The sequence below is a fragment of the Caulobacter sp. P4_E5 genome, assembly GCF_056401555.1.
The window spans coordinates 66,063-80,359 of record NZ_JBFUJD010000012.1 but is presented as its reverse complement, the minus strand read 5'-3'; the positions used below and the strand labels follow the sequence as shown (position 1 = coordinate 80,359).

The following is a 14,297-nucleotide window of genomic DNA, read 5'->3' as shown; positions in this document are numbered from 1 at the left end:
GACGCTCACCGGAACCCCTCTCTCATGGAGAGAGGGAGGGGCCCGCCGCGTAGCGGTGGGAGGGTGAGTGGGTAGGCGAAGCCCCTGGACGATCTTGGCGCGGTTGCGAGCTAGGTGCCGGCACGCCGGTTGAGGGTGTAACCACTCACCCTCCCACGCCTGCGGCGTGGGCCCCTCCCTCTCTCTCAGAGAGAGGGATTCATGGAGATTCACGGGGATTGAGCGGGCTGTGTCCCCGGCGTTCGCAAGATCGAACCCAACGAATTCAGTGACTTTTCACTTTTACGCGCTCCTGAATGATCCGCGTTCAAACCCGCTGCACAATCATCGCTGTCCCCGTCGCAAGGGGAGGGCGCTTGGATCCGGCCCGAAGCGGCGATGGGGATAGGTTGAGCGGGGCCGCTGGCGGTTCCCGGCGGTGTCGTCAGGTCGCGCGGCTTACTCTTTAGGAGCGCGTGCGGGTGACGGGACCGTCCGGGACCAAATCGTCAGCGGAGCGACAGGGCGGTGATCGATCCAAAACCGCCTATCGTGGATCGCCGAGCTGGAGACGGAATAGCCGATCCAGTTGGTCCACGCCCGTCCGGGGGTAGCGGAGGCCCGAGCAGACAACGCTCACGCCCGCCGTCCTCACGGCAGAGAACAGCCTGGCGGAGCGGTAAGCGAGCCGAAACACACAAACCACAACGGTCTCCGGGTTCGCCCGGCCGCTCCGTCGCCTCCCCACCTAACTTCAGCGGAAAGCCGCGTGAAGCGGCGGAGCCATGTCCCCGAGAGCGTGCGACGCGATGAACCCTCTCCGCTTGCCAATCCGCCTAGATCGCCGACCGCCTTGCCAGCTCGGTCCGCCGCGCGGCCACCTCGTTGCGGGCCCGTTCCAGGGCGTCGATCTCGGTGGCGGTCAGCAGGTTGTCGATGACCCGGCCCAGATGTTCGCGCATGGCGTTGCGGGCGTTGGTGGGATCGCGTTCGCGCAGGGCCATCAGGACTTCCTGGTGGTCGTCGATCAGCGGGCGAACCCCGACCTGGCGGGCCCGCTCCAGCATGGCCCGGCACAGGGGCGACTTGTAGCGCAGGTCCCAGAGGTTCTCGACGACGGTGACCAGGGCGCTGTTGCGGCTGGCCCGGGCGATGGTGACGTGGAAGCGGCGGTCGGCGCGCTCGCCCTTCACGTTGTTGTCGTTCTCGGTGACCATGTCGTCCATGATCGCGGCCAGCTCGGCCAGTTCCTCGTCGGTGATGGTGGCGGCGGCCAGGGCGGCGACCTCGCCCTCGATCAGGCGACGGGCCTCGGTCAGCTCGAAGGCGCCGATGTCCAGGTCGGGGGCCGGGGCCTCGGGGCGAGGGGCCTCGGTGACGTAGACGCCAGAACCGTGGCGCGCCTCGACCAGGCCGCGGATTTCCAGCGCGATCATCGCTTCGCGCACGGTGGGGCGGCTGACCTTGTAGTCCTCGGCCAGGTCGCGTTCGGAGGGCAGCCGCTGGCCGGGCTTATGCACGCCATCGCGAATCGCATCGGCGATCGAGTTCGCCACCTGTTGGTAGAGCTTGCGGGTTTCCGTCGTGGAGGTGGTCATCTGCTTACTATCCATCCGACCGCGCCGGCCTCGTCGCAGCCTATTGTATGGGCCTGGGTGACGCTACACCGCACGCTTTCACGCAAAGTGGCAAGGCCACTAGCATCTCGCCAGATATGTCTGTAAAAGTGGTCAGGCCACTTTCCGCTCAGGTAGCTCAATAGGTCCATGCTTAAGATCATCGACGCCAAGGTCATCGTCACCTGCCCCGGCCGCAATTTCGTGACCCTCAAGATCACGACCGAGGACGGGATCACCGGCGTCGGCGACGCCACGCTGAACGGCCGCGAGCTCGCGGTGGTCAGTTATCTGAAAGATCATATGATTCCCTGCCTGATCGGGCGCGACGCGCACCAGATCGAGGACACCTGGCAGTTCTTCTATCGCGGCTCGTACTGGCGCGGCGGTCCGGTGGGCATGAGCGCCCTGGCCGCCGTCGACATGGCGCTGTGGGACATCAAGGCCAAGGTGGCCGGCCTGCCGCTGTACCAGCTGCTGGGCGGCGCCAGCCGGGTCGGGGTCACGGTCTACGGTCACGCCAACGGCGAGACCATCGAGGACACCATCGCCGAGGCCGTGAAGTACAAGGCCCTGGGCTACAAGGCCATCCGCCTGCAGACCGGCGTGCCGGGCCTGGCCAGCACCTACGGCGTCTCGGGCGACAAGATGTTCTACGAGCCGGCCGACGGGAACCTGCCGACCGAGAACGTCTGGTCGACCTCCGCCTATCTGAACCACGCGCCCAAGCTGTTCGCCAAGGCCCGCGAGGTGCTGGGCTGGGACGTGCACCTGCTGCATGACGTCCACCACCGCCTGACCCCGATCGAGGCCGCGCGCCTGGGCAAGGACCTGGAGCCCTACCGCCTGTTCTGGATGGAGGACTCGGTCCCCGCCGAGAACCAGGCCGGCTTCCGCCTGATCCGCCAGCACACCACCACGCCGCTGGCCGTCGGCGAGATCTTCTCCAACATCTGGGACTGCAAGACCCTGATCGAGGAGCAGCTGATCGACTATCTGCGCGCCACCGTGCTGCACGCGGGCGGGATCACCAACCTGAAGAAGATCGCCGCCTTCGCCGACCTGCACCACGTCAAGACCGGCTGCCACGGCGCCACCGACCTGTCGCCGGTGACCATGGCCGCGGCCCTGCACCTGGGCATGGCGATCCCGAACTTCGGCCTGCAGGAATATATGCGTCACACGCCGGAAACCGACGCCGTCTTCCCGCACGCCTACACCTTCGCCGACGGCATGCTGCACCCGGGCGACCAGCCGGGCCTGGGGGTCGACATCGACGAAACCCTGGCTGAAAAATACACCTATAAACGCGCCTACCTACCAGTGAATCGTCTGCAAGACGGCACCATGTTCAATTGGTAAAGCCAAATTGGCTTGACATCTGACGGGTGGCGGCAAGATTGGTCATGCCAACTTGCCGCCGATCCTCGTCGCGCGGCTTCTCCGTTGCGAGTAAGCGATGCGCCTTCTGACCTCTCTCCTCCTCACGACGACGGCCCTGATGGTCGCGGCCACGCCCGCCCTGGCCGCCTCGACGCCCCAGGTTTCCGGCGCCGCCCAAGGCCCGCGCGGCCCGATCTACGCCGGCGCGGTGGCGCCGATGAACCGCACGATCGAGACCCGCCTGCTGCCGCAGATGGCGGTGTTGCTGGACAAGCTGCTGGCCGAAAAGCGCGACATGACCCTGGACGGGGTCAAGGTGTTCGAGGCTGACGACAAGTTCCTGCCCGGCAAGATCGCCATCGGCCTGGCCTATCTGGTGGTCGACACGCCACGCACCGATCCGAAGTTCGCCAAGTACCTGGCCGCCTATCGCCAGATCGCCGACCTGACCGTCGGCGACGCCAACGACACCTGGGGCATCTACTACTACTGCCAGGCCCTCTCGATGCTGAAGGAGGCCGGTCTGCTGGACCAGGCGGTCTCGCCCGAAACCCAAGCCAAGCTGAAGGCCAAGCTGGACTGGCGCCGCTTCGTGCGCACCGACGACCTGACCCTGATCAACCTGCCCAACAACTATTACGGCGTCGCTTTCAGCGTGGCGCGGCTGCGCTATCAGCTGGGCTGGGAGGACGCCTCGGCCAGCGAGGCCCTGCTGGGCAAGACGCTTGAGCACTACCGCAAATATTCGGGCGAATACGGCTTCGCCGACGAGACCGCCGGCGAAGGACGTTTCGATCGCTACAGCGTGCTGCTGATCGGCGAGATCAGCCACCGCCTGATCGAGGCCGGCATGCCCGCCTCGCCCGAGGTTCGCGCCTGGCTGCGCCGCTCGGTCGACCTGATGCTGCCGCGCCTGAACCTGCGCGGCGAAGGCTTCGAGTACGGCCGCAGCATCGGGACCTACGGTGAGACGGCCTTCCTGGAGGTGCTGACCGCCGCGGCCAAGCTGGACGTGCTGACGCCCAAGGAAAAGACCATGGCCTACGCGTTCAGCACGCGCGTGGCGGCCCGCTACATGGACTTCTGGTTCGATCCCAAGATGGGGTCGGTGAACATGTGGGAGCACGGCCGCCGCACCGACACCTATCGCGGCAAGCACCGGATCCTGGGCGAGAACCTCAGCCTGGGCCGGCAATACATCTATACCAGCGCCATCTGGGACGAGCTGGGTTTCAAGGACAAGGCGCCCGATCCCGGCTACGCGACGTGGCTGAACACCCTGCCCAAGCGCTCGGTGACCTGGTTCGCGCGCGGCAAGAACGATCGCCTGGTGATCACCCTGCGCGACGCCACCGGCGGGAAGGGCGGCCGCGTCATCGGTCTGCCGATCATCAACGGCGGCGAAACCCAGCACATGCACACGCCCTACTACCCGATCCCGTTCTCGCCGGGGATGCTGCAAGGCGTGGCCGACGCAGTGTTCCCGCAGCTGCTGCCGCGCATCACCCTGGCCGACGGCGCCCAGCTGGCGCCGCTGGCCTACGCGGCCCACGTCAAGATCGACGAGCAAGGCCCACGCACGGTGGTGACCTATGATCAGGACCAGCTGGACCGGCTGGGCCAGCGGGCGCCGGTCGCCGATGACCGCTTCAGCGTCAAGACGACCTATGTGCTTGAGCCGGGCCGCATCCGCCGCACCGACGTCTTCACGCCTAAGGGCGCTGTTCCGGTCAAGGTCGTGGACCTGACCTTCGCCAGCTTCTCGGGCAAGGCCGTGACCAAGGGCGGCGCGACCACCTTCGGGACAGGCGACGTGACCGGCTTCACGGTCGAGGGGCTGAGCTGCTCGACCCAACCGTTGGTCGACGACAAGGCCTATCGGTCGCCGACCGGGGCGATGACTGCCCTGACCAGCTGCACGGGCGAGGCCGCCGAAGGCCAGCCGATCACAGTGAGCTGGACGATCGCCTACAAGTAGCCCGTCAGGCCGCCGCTGTGGGCGTGCGCCCGCATGTCCCTGCCTCGGCCGCCTAACGCCATGCCGTCTACGCGCCATCGCCAAAGCCGGCGGTCTGGCGCCCCGGGGCCATGGCTGGCGCGCCTGTTAGCGTTCAGTGTCGGAAGAAAGCGCCATTTCAGCCGGAAAGTGCCATATGCTTTTAATACCGGTACCATTTCAAATGAACCCGTCGTGATAACCATGTATTTAAGCGAATTGAATTAGCACTGTCTGGTGCAATGTCGGATTTACGACGAACAATTGTTCTGCTTTACCACTTTGGTGCTCGTAATCCCCGAAATGGGGTGGTAGCGTCTAGACATCGTCGGCACGGTCTTTCTCGAGCGCCGATGACTGAGAGACGAAGCCTTTGGCTCCCCTCCCGCTCGAAAGGCCGGAGCTTGTGTCATGCCTACCTATCTTTTCTATCCGAGACGGGCGGACGGCGTGTCCTTGACCTTCATCGCGGAAGCGGCCCAGGACGACCGCGACGCGCTTGAGTTGGCTGGCGAGATCGCCGCGGCGCACGACTGTGTTGGCGTCTTCATCTGGGAGCCCTCGGCGATCGAAGGCCGGGATCGTTTTGTTGGCCAGGTTCAGCGCCCGAGCACCAGGGCTTTGCACGAAAGCCCTGGCCAACAGGGAGCCGCCGCGACGTTTTAAGCGTTACCGGGCCTCCTGAAGGAGGTCGCCCGTGGATAAGCTGTTCGCCAAGTTCGCCAACGTCACCGCCAAGGCCGCGGGCAGTCCGCCCGCCTTCTTGATGTGCATCTCCCTGGTGGCGCTGTGGGCCGCCTCGGGACCGATCTTCAAATTCTCCGAGACTTGGCAGCTGGTGATCAACACCGGCACCACGATCATCACCTTCCTGATGGTCTTCCTGATCCAGAACACCCAGAACCGCGACGGCGTCGCGCTGCAGACCAAGCTGGACGAACTGATCCGCGCCACCACCGACGCCGAGAACGAGTTCATCGGCATCGAGACGCTGACCGACAAGGAGCTGGAGGCGATGCACGCCCACTGCAAGGAGCGTGCGGATCGCCACATGCGCAAACTCCAGCGGCTGGCAGCCGAGCAGGACGCCCGGGCCGCCAAGCGCAAGACGGCCAGGTCGGGGGCCAAGAAGGCGCCGTCGACGGGGGCCAAGGCGGCGAGCCGCGCCAAGGCTTTGAAAGCCGGCTCCCAGGACTAAGCCGGCCGATGACATCAGACCTTGGTAGGATGGACGTCAGATATCATCGAGGATAGCGGTAACACCGAGTCGATCCAGCGCGTCATGACGAGCGCGCGGCGCGATGGGGAGAACCGCCTTGCCCAAACTGCGCGCTCTGCGCTGGTGGATCATCGGCCTGGTCATGCTGGGCGCGATCGTCAACTACCTGACCCGCTCGACCATGGGCATCGCCGCGCCGACGATCCTGAAGGATCTCGACATCACGGTGCGGGAATATTCCTGGATCACCAGCGCCTTCCAGATCGGCATCATGCTGCAGCCGTTCTGCGGCTACGTGCTGGACACCCTGGGCCTGCGCACCGGATTCGCGATGTTCGCGGCCGCTTGGTCGGTGATCGCCATGGCCCACGGCCTGGCCAGTAACTGGCAGGGCTTCGCCGTCCTGCGGGGCTTCCTGGGCCTGGCCGAAGGCTCGGCCCAGCCGGCCGGCATGAAGGCCGTGGCCACCTGGTTCCCGGCCAAGGAGCGGGGCTTCGCCGGGGGGGTGTTCAACATCGGGGCCTCGTTTGGCTCGGTGTTGGCGCCGCCGTTGGTGGTGTGGGCCGCGCTGACCTGGAACTGGCGGGCGGCCTTCGTGTTGACCGGGATCCTCGGCCTGGCCTGGGTGGCCCTGTGGCTGGCCTTGTACCGCTCGCCCGACCAGCACCCGGCGATGACCGACGACGAGCGCGCCCGCATCGCCGCTGGCCAGGAGGCGCACCTGACCGACGCCGGAACCCGGCCGTCGATCATCTCGATCCTCAAGCAAGGCCAGTTCTGGGGCATCGCCCTGCCGCGCTTTCTGGCGGATCCGACCTGGGGGACGCTGTCCTTCTGGGTGCCGCTGTACCTGTCGCAGACGCGCGGTTTCGACCTCAAGCAGATCGCCATGTTCGCCTGGCTGCCGTTCGTGGCGGCCGACCTGGGCTGCATGTTCGGACCGGTGATCGCCCATTTCCTGCAGAAACGCGGCGTCTCGCTGATCAACGCCCGGCGCTGGGCCTTCACCCTGGGCGCGGCGATGATGACCGGCATGATCTTCGTCGGCCGGGTCGAGAGCCCCTATGCCGCCATCGCCCTGCTGTGCCTGGGCGGCTTCGCCCACCAGACCCTGTCGGTCACCGTCATCACCATGGCCTCGGACCTGTTCCGCCGTGACGAGGTCGCCACCGTGGCCGGTCTCGCCGGCATGATGGGCAATCTGGGCGTGCTGATCTTCTCGCTGCTGATCGGCGGTCTGGTGACGACGATCGGCTATGACCCCTTCTTCGTCGCCCTGGGCGTGCTGGACATCCTGGGCGCCATTCTTCTCTGGACCCTGGTCAAGGATCGCATCGCGCCCACGGCGCAGCCGGTCATCCAGATTCCCAATCCGTGAGCGTTCCCTTGATCCGCAATCCAATCCTGCGTGGCTTCAATCCCGATCCGTCGATCATACGGGTGGGGCAGGACTACTATATCGCCGTCTCGACCTTCGAGTGGTTCCCGGGCGTCCAGATCCACCACTCGCGCGACCTGAAGAATTGGCGCCTGCTGAGCCGGCCGCTGCGTCGCGCCAGCCAGTTGAACATGCTGGGCGATCCCGACGGCTGCGGCGTCTGGGCTCCGTGCTTGACCCATGCCGACAGCAAGTTCTGGCTGATCTTCACCGACGTGAAGCGCTATGGCCGCACCACGGTCGGCGGCGCGTCGGGGGCCTCTTTGCGCGACTTCCACAACTATCTGGTCACGGCCGACACGATCGACGGCGAGTGGTCCGATCCCGTCCATCTGAACAGCTCCGGCTTCGACCCGTCGCTGTTCCACGACGACGATGGCAGGAAGTGGCTGGTCAACCAGCTGTGGGACCACCGGCCGGGCAAGACCCGCTTTGCCGGCATCGTGCTGCAGGAATATTCGGTCGCCGAGGCGCGGCTGGTCGGCGAGCGCAAGGTGATCTTCGAAGGCACGCCGATCGGCCTGACCGAGGCCCCGCACCTCTATAAGCGCGACGGCTGGTACTATCTGATCACCGCCGAGGGCGGCACCGGCTGGGGCCACACCGCGACCATGGCCCGCTCGCGGACGATCGACGGCCCTTATGCGCTGCACCCCGACACCTATCTCCTGACCGCCCGCGACCGGCCCGACGCGCCGCTGCAGCGCGCCGGCCACGCCGACCTGGTCGAGACCGCCGACGGCGAGACCTATGCGGTCTATCTGGTCGGCCGACCGATTCCCAATCGGGGCCGCTGCACCCTGGGGCGCGAGACCGCGATCCAGAAGCTGGTCTGGGGCGACGACGGCTGGCCGCGCACCCTGGACGGTTCAGGCGATCCGACCCTGGAGACGCCCGCGCCTGACCTGCCCGAACAGCCCTGGCCCGCCGCGCCGGCGCGCGCGGACTTCGACGGCCCCGACCTGCCGATCGACTTCCAATGGCTGCGGACGCCGTTCCCGGAGCAGATCTTCAGCCTGACGGCCAAGCCGGGATCGCTGCGCCTCTACGGCCGCGAAAGCCTGGGCAGCGTGTTCAACCAGGCCCTGGTCGCCCGCCGCCAGCAGGCCCACTGCTATTCGGCCGCCACGGTGTTGGACTTCGAACCGGCCCACTTCCAGCAGGCCGCCGGGCTGATCTGCTACTACAACGGCTCCAAGCTGCACTATCTGCACGTCACCCATGACGCCGAGATCGGCAAGCATCTGCGGGTCATGACCTGCACGCCGGACAGCCCGCAGGCCGACAGCTTCACCGCCCCGGTCCCGCTGGCCGCCGGTCCGGTCGAGCTGCGGGTCGAGGTCGATTTCGAGCGCCTGCGCTTCGGGTTCCGGCAAGGGCAGGGGGCCTGGACCTGGCTGCCGGAGGGGTTCGACGCCAGCATCCTGTCCGACGAGGCCACCGCGCCCGGCGCGCCGAACTTCACCGGCGCCTTCGTCGGCATGGCCTGCCAGGATGCATCGGGGCACGGCGCGCCGGCCGACTTCGACTGGTTCGAGTACGAGGAACGGGAATACCGGCGCCAGAAATTGTGAATTGAGTGAACGGCGTTCACCCTTAGTGTTCCGTCCAGGAGCCGCTCCAGACGGCCCAGGGAGAACGCCATGAACGCCCCTGTTTCCATTTCCCAGGACCAGGCCGTCGACTATGCCGGCCTGACCGTCACCCCCGCTGGCACGGTGCTGGGGGCCGAGATCTCGGGCCTCGACCTGCGGGAAGAGCTCAAGCCCGAGATCGTCGCGGCGATCCGCGCGGCCCTGCTGCGCCACAAGGTGGTGTTCTTCCGCGACCAGGACATCAGTCACGAGGACCATGTCCGCTTCGGTCGCTACTTCGGCGACTTGGAGGGGCATCCGGTCACGGCCCATGTGCCGGGCTTCCCCGAGATCCTGCACATCGAGGCGGCCGACGGCATGAAGCTACGCGAGGAGATCGTCCCGATCGTCCGCGCCGCCAACAAGTGGCACACCGACGTCACCTTCCGCGAAGCGCCGTCGATGGGCGGGGTGCTGCGGGCCCGCCACCTGCCGCCGATGGGCGGTGACACCCTGTTCGCCGACACCGCCGCCATCTATCGCGACCTACCCCAGGCGCTGAAGGACAAGATCGCCGACCTGACCGCCGAGCACGACATCATCCAGAGCTACGGCTACCGCGTCGACGAGGCCAAACGCCAGGAGCTGCGGGCGGCCTATCCGGTCATGGTCCATCCGGTGGTGCGGACCCATCCGGAGACCCGGGAGAAGCATCTGTTCGTCAACAAGGTCTTCACCACCCGGATCCTGGGCCTGCCCGACGACGAGGCCAAGGCGCTGCTGCATGACCTGCTGGATCGGGTGAAGACGCCCGAATATCAGGTCCGCTTCCGCTGGACCCCGAACGCCATCGTCTTCTGGGACAACCGCGCGACCCAGCACTACGCCACCCTGGACTACTGGCCCCAGGAGCGGATCGTCGAGCGGGTGACGATCAAGGGCGACAAGCCGTTCTGATCTTGGAATTGGCGGCGGGATTGTTCCCGCCGCTCGCTAAAGCGCCGACGCCAGCAGCTGAACGCTGTTGATCACCACGGCCCACAACAGCAGCGCCATGGACAGCGGAAGCACTCGGCGCGCCATGACGGCGCGGGGATCGATGCTGAAGGCGACGCTGCTGGACGACATGGCGAGCTTCCTGCAATCGTTTTCAGGGAAAAATACGAGACGGAAGCGTCTGAGCCACTGGGCATCGAACGATCAAAACGCACGCGCTGTTGGGTAGACTTTTGTTCCGATTGGGTCGCGCCGAGAGGCGAAATGCGTGATCGGAAAGAAAACCGGCTGGTCCTGCCCTAAGGGCCTGGYCAGCCGGCTGGTACAAAAAAAGGTGTCGGACGCGGTGGGGTGCGCCGAGTTCCATAGTCATCGACGAGTCTGGGGCCTATGGCAACGCTCTCTATGGTCGTACTCGTGCGACAAAGACGCACAGAACCTTGCCTTGCCTGGATTTCAGGCGATCTCGCAGCGCGTCGGCGGCGACCCGTCGGTCGAAAATGAGCCCCGTCGACCCGCCGCGCTTTAGGCCTGGGTCGGGCGCGCGGCGCCGACGCCGAGAACCCGGAAGGCGACAAGGACCAAACCGCCCGTGAGGGTCAGGCAGGCGGCCAGGAACAGCATCGGCGCCAGGTTGTTGCCGGTGGCGTCGCGGATCATCGGCACGACGTTCTGGGCGATGAACCCGCCCAGATTGCCGACCGCGTTGATCGCCGCGATACCCGCCGCGGCGCGGGCTCCGGAGAGAAAGGTCGGCGGCAGGCTCCAGAAGCCGGGCTGGCCGGCGAAGATGGCGGGAGCGGCGACGCACAGCAGGGCGAACTTGGCCCAGGTCCCGGGCACGACGACGCTGAGCACCAGGGCCACGGCCGCGATCAGCGGTGGGCCCGCCACGTGCCAAACCGTGAAGCCGCGACGGGCGGCGTGGCGTGGCACGAACCACAGGGCGGCGGCGACCAGCACCCAGGGGATGATGTTGATCAGGCCGTTCAGGGTGTTCGACACGCCGAACGCCTTGACGATGGTCGGCAGCCAATAGCTCAGCCCATAGGCCCCCAGCGGCATGCCGATATAGAGGCCCGCCAGCATCAGCACGCGCGGGTCCAGGATCGCCTTCCAGGCGCCGGCGTGGTTGATCTCCGCGCCGCCATGCTCGGCGGCCAGGGTCTGGGCCAGCCAGGCTTTCTGGTCGGGCTCCAGCCACGGCGCCTTGTCGGGCCCGTTGGGCAGTTTCCACAGGACGTAGGGCGTCATCAGTACAGCCGGCAGGCCCGTGGCCAGGAATACCCATTGCCAGCCCGCCAAGCCGCCCAGGCCGTGCAAGTCCAGCAGTGCGCCGCCGACCATGGCGCCGACGGCGTTGGCCAGGGCCGAGGCGACCATGAACAGGCCGACCATCCGCGCCCGATGGCCTTGCGGGAACCACAGGGTCAGAACGTACAGCACCCCGGGGAAGAACCCGGCCTCGGTCACGCCCAGCAGAAAGCGCAGGACGTAGAACATCGTGGCGTTCTGGGTGAAGCCCAGCGCCAGGGTGACCAGGCCCCAGGTGAACATGATCCGCGCGAACCAGACCCGCGCCCCGACCTTGGCCAGGATCAGGTTCGACGGGGCCTCGAACAGGAAATAGCCGATGAAGAACAGGCTGGCGCCCAGGCCATAGGCGGCCTCGCTGAGGCCCAGGGCCTGGACCATGTCCAGCTTGGCGTAAGAGACATTCTGCCGGTCGATATAGGCGATCAGGTACATCAGGCAGAACAGCGGCATCAGCCGTGTCGTCACCCGGCGAACGGTGGAGGCTTCGAGGCTCATGCGACGGTCACCGGGGTCAGGAGGGCGGCGGCGGGCGTGTCGCTCCAGCCGTCGGCGGAAATGGCGAAGGCGGCGCGGGCGCGAATGTCGTCCGACGAGGCGCCGACCATCAGTTCGATCTTGCCCTTCTGGACCCGCCAGCGCCCGGCCTCCCAGAAGGCGCACTGGCGCGCCGAGAGCTTGAAGGTCACGCGACGGGTCTCGCCGGGCTTCAGGGCCAGGCGCCGGAAGCCGCGCAGTTCCTTCACCGGACGGGCCACGGCGGCCAGCGGATCGCGCATGTAGAGCTGCACCACTTCGTCGGCGGCGACCTTGCCGGTGTTGGTGATGGCGACCGTGACCGACACCGTATCGTTCGGGCCGATCGCGGCCTTGTCCAAGGTCAGGTCCGAATAGGCGAAGCTGGCGTAGGAGAGGCCGTGGCCGAACGGATAGACCGGCCCGATGTCCAGGTCGTGGTAACGGGCGGTGTCCTTGGCCAGGTCCGGATCGGCGGGGCGRCCGGTCGGATAGTGGGCGTAGGTCTCGGGCAAGCCACCGGCGTTGCGGGGCAGACCCATCGGCAGGCGGCCGGCCGGAGAGACCTCGCCCAGCAGGATGTCCGCCAGAGCCGGGCCGCTCTCGACGCCCAGCAGCCAGGTCATCAGCGAGGCCGGGGCCTTGGCCAGCAGCTCGGGAATGGCCAGGGGGCGGCCGCCCATCACCACCAGCACCACCGGCTTGCCAGTCGCCAGCACGGCGTCGGCCAGGGCCTTCTGGCCGCCGGGCAGGGACAGGTCCGCGCGGCTACGGGACTCGGCGCTGTGGTCGAAGTCCTCGCCGACCACCAGCAGGGTCACGTCGGCCGCCTTGGCTGCTTCCACGGCGGCGGCGACGCCCGAGAGGTCATCGCTGCGCGGCGCCGCGCCGGGGACGTAGGTCACGCCGGGCAGGCGGGTCTTGAGCGCCGCCAGCAGGGTGACCGCGTCGGTCTCCTCGCCGCGCGCCTTCCACGAGCCGATGGCGCTGCGGGCGTCGTCGGCCAAAGCCCCGACCACCGCGACCTTGGCGGTCTTGGCCAGCGGCAGCAGGGCGCCGTCGTTCTTCAGCAGCACCACCGCCTTGCGCGCCGCGTCGCGGGCGATGGCGCGGTGCGGGGCGCTGACCATCACGGTCTTCTCGCGCGCCACGTCGCCGAAGCGGTAGGGATCGTCGAACAGGCCCAGGCGCGCCTTGGTCAGCAGGATGTGACCGACGGCCTGGTCGATCAGCGGCAGCAGGCTGGGATCCTCGGCCACGGCGGTCTTCAGGTGGGCGGCATAGACGCCGCCGGCCATGTCCATGTCGACGCCGGCCTTCAGGGCCAGGGCGGCGGCTTGAGCGGGGGTCTCGGCGATCCCGTGGGCGATCAGCTCGGCGATGGCGTTCCAGTCGCTGACCACGATGCCGTCGAAGCCCCACTTGTCGCGAAGCTGGCCGCGCACCAGGGCGGCGTTAGCGGTGGTCGGCACGCCGCCAATGTCGTTGAAGGCGGTCATGAACGAGCCCGCGCCCGCCGTCTTGCCGGCGTGGAAGGCGGGCATGACCACCTCGTTCAAGGTCCGCTCGGAGAGGTCGGCGCTGTCGTAATCGCGGCCGCCGGCCACCGCGCCATAGGCGCCGAAGTGCTTGACGCAGGCCAGCACCGTGTCCTGCCCCGCGAGGTCTTTCGTCTGGAAACCCTCGGTCTGGGCCACGGCCATGACCGAGCCCAGATAGGGATCCTCGCCCGCGCCCTCGACCACCCGACCCCAGCGCGGGTCGCGGGCGACGTCGACCATCGGGGCGAAGGTCCAGTGCAGGCCGCTGATGCTGGTCTCGACCGCCGCCATGCGGGCGCAGGCGCGATAGGCCTCGGGATCGAAGGTGGCGGCCATGGCCAGYGGCACGGGATAGAGGGTGCGAAAGCCATGGATCACGTCGATGGCGAACAACAGCGGGATCTTCAGCCGCGACTCCTCGACGGCGACCTTCTGCAGGTCGCGCAGGAACTGGGCCCCGGCCACGTGCAGGTACGAGCCGACGCCGCCCTGGCGGACCAGGTCGAGGGCGGCGGCGTCGATCTTGGAGTTCAGCGCCTTTTGCCGACCGCCGGCCGGCTGGTGCATCTGGCCGATCTTCTCGTCCAGGGTCATCCGCGCGAGCAGAGTCTTGATCCGCTGGACGTGGGCCGCGGTCGGCGGCGCGGCCTGTCCGGGGCGCGGCGTCAGCAGGGTGGTCGCCAGGGCGATGCCGCCCGCCATCACGTTCCGCCGCGTCGTCATGC

General features: G+C 67.3%; 11 protein-coding genes. 7 read left to right on the top strand and 4 right to left on the bottom strand.

Going from position 1 to position 14,297, the window contains the following annotated elements:
- Nucleotides 1-815 precede the first annotated feature (815 nt).
- A complete protein-coding gene (locus AC1DSO_RS06070; RefSeq protein WP_056049263.1) occupies nucleotides 816-1,577 on the bottom strand; it encodes a FadR/GntR family transcriptional regulator in 762 nt (253 codons plus the stop codon).
- Between the two features lie 168 nt (nucleotides 1,578-1,745).
- On the opposite strand from AC1DSO_RS06070, the gene manD reads away from it, so the two are divergent.
- The 7 genes from manD to AC1DSO_RS06035 all read left to right on the top strand — a co-directional run bounded on the left by manD (nucleotide 1,746) and on the right by AC1DSO_RS06035 (nucleotide 10,162).
- Nucleotides 1,746-2,957, top strand: coding sequence for a D-mannonate dehydratase ManD (gene manD, locus AC1DSO_RS06065; protein WP_477067992.1), 1,212 nt, complete (start codon nucleotides 1,746-1,748; stop codon nucleotides 2,955-2,957).
- Nucleotides 2,958-3,054: 97 nt separating this feature from the next.
- Entirely contained in the window at nucleotides 3,055-4,956 is a 1,902-nt protein-coding gene (locus AC1DSO_RS06060) for a hypothetical protein (RefSeq protein WP_477067991.1), read from the top strand.
- Nucleotides 4,957-5,385: 429 nt separating this feature from the next.
- Complete coding sequence (locus tag AC1DSO_RS06055; RefSeq protein ID WP_477067990.1) at nucleotides 5,386-5,640, top strand: hypothetical protein; 255 nt, start codon at nucleotides 5,386-5,388, stop codon at nucleotides 5,638-5,640.
- Nucleotides 5,641-5,671: 31 nt separating this feature from the next.
- On the top strand, nucleotides 5,672-6,172 hold the full coding sequence (locus AC1DSO_RS06050; protein WP_477067989.1) for a low affinity iron permease family protein: 501 nt from the start codon (nucleotides 5,672-5,674) through the stop codon (nucleotides 6,170-6,172).
- Nucleotides 6,173-6,275: 103 nt separating this feature from the next.
- Entirely contained in the window at nucleotides 6,276-7,571 is a 1,296-nt protein-coding gene (locus AC1DSO_RS06045) for an MFS transporter (RefSeq protein WP_477067988.1), read from the top strand.
- Nucleotides 7,568-9,205 carry a glycoside hydrolase family 43 protein gene (locus AC1DSO_RS06040; protein WP_477067987.1) on the top strand — a complete coding sequence of 546 codons (1,638 nt, stop codon included), beginning with the start codon at nucleotides 7,568-7,570 and terminating at the stop codon, nucleotides 9,203-9,205. The genes AC1DSO_RS06045 and AC1DSO_RS06040 overlap by 4 nt, the downstream gene beginning before the upstream one ends.
- Before the next feature lie 69 nt (nucleotides 9,206-9,274).
- Entirely contained in the window at nucleotides 9,275-10,162 is an 888-nt protein-coding gene (locus AC1DSO_RS06035) for a TauD/TfdA dioxygenase family protein (RefSeq protein WP_477067986.1), read from the top strand.
- A gap of 36 nt (nucleotides 10,163-10,198) precedes the next feature.
- On the opposite strand, the gene AC1DSO_RS06030 is transcribed toward AC1DSO_RS06035, so the two are convergent.
- From AC1DSO_RS06030 to AC1DSO_RS06020, 3 genes are all read right to left on the bottom strand, one after another.
- A complete protein-coding gene (locus tag AC1DSO_RS06030; RefSeq protein ID WP_477067985.1) occupies nucleotides 10,199-10,333 on the bottom strand; it encodes a hypothetical protein in 135 nt (44 codons plus the stop codon).
- A gap of 393 nt (nucleotides 10,334-10,726) precedes the next feature.
- A complete protein-coding gene (locus tag AC1DSO_RS06025; protein ID WP_477067984.1) occupies nucleotides 10,727-12,013 on the bottom strand; it encodes an MFS transporter in 1,287 nt (428 codons plus the stop codon).
- Nucleotides 12,010-14,295: a glycoside hydrolase family 3 N-terminal domain-containing protein gene (locus AC1DSO_RS06020; protein ID WP_477067983.1), complete on the bottom strand. Its 2,286-nt coding sequence runs from the start codon at nucleotides 14,293-14,295 to the stop codon at nucleotides 12,010-12,012. The genes AC1DSO_RS06025 and AC1DSO_RS06020 overlap by 4 nt, the downstream gene beginning before the upstream one ends.
- Nucleotides 14,296-14,297: the final 2 nt, after the last annotated feature.

What these genes read in the sequence shown, in the direction of transcription:
- AC1DSO_RS06070 (WP_056049263.1), bottom strand. Translation starts at nt 1,577, where the DNA reads ATGACCACCTCCACGACGGAAACCCGCAAGCTCTACCAACAGGTGGCG.
- AC1DSO_RS06060 (WP_477067991.1), top strand. Translation starts at nt 3,055, where the DNA reads ATGCGCCTTCTGACCTCTCTCCTCCTCACGACGACGGCCCTGATGGTC.
- AC1DSO_RS06045 (WP_477067988.1), top strand. Translation starts at nt 6,276, where the DNA reads ATGGGGAGAACCGCCTTGCCCAAACTGCGCGCTCTGCGCTGGTGGATC.
- manD (WP_477067992.1), top strand. Translation starts at nt 1,746, where the DNA reads ATGCTTAAGATCATCGACGCCAAGGTCATCGTCACCTGCCCCGGCCGC.
- AC1DSO_RS06025 (WP_477067984.1), bottom strand. Translation starts at nt 12,013, where the DNA reads ATGAGCCTCGAAGCCTCCACCGTTCGCCGGGTGACGACACGGCTGATG.
- AC1DSO_RS06035 (WP_477067986.1), top strand. Translation starts at nt 9,275, where the DNA reads ATGAACGCCCCTGTTTCCATTTCCCAGGACCAGGCCGTCGACTATGCC.
- AC1DSO_RS06030 (WP_477067985.1), bottom strand. Translation starts at nt 10,333, where the DNA reads ATGTCGTCCAGCAGCGTCGCCTTCAGCATCGATCCCCGCGCCGTCATG.
- AC1DSO_RS06055 (WP_477067990.1), top strand. Translation starts at nt 5,386, where the DNA reads ATGCCTACCTATCTTTTCTATCCGAGACGGGCGGACGGCGTGTCCTTG.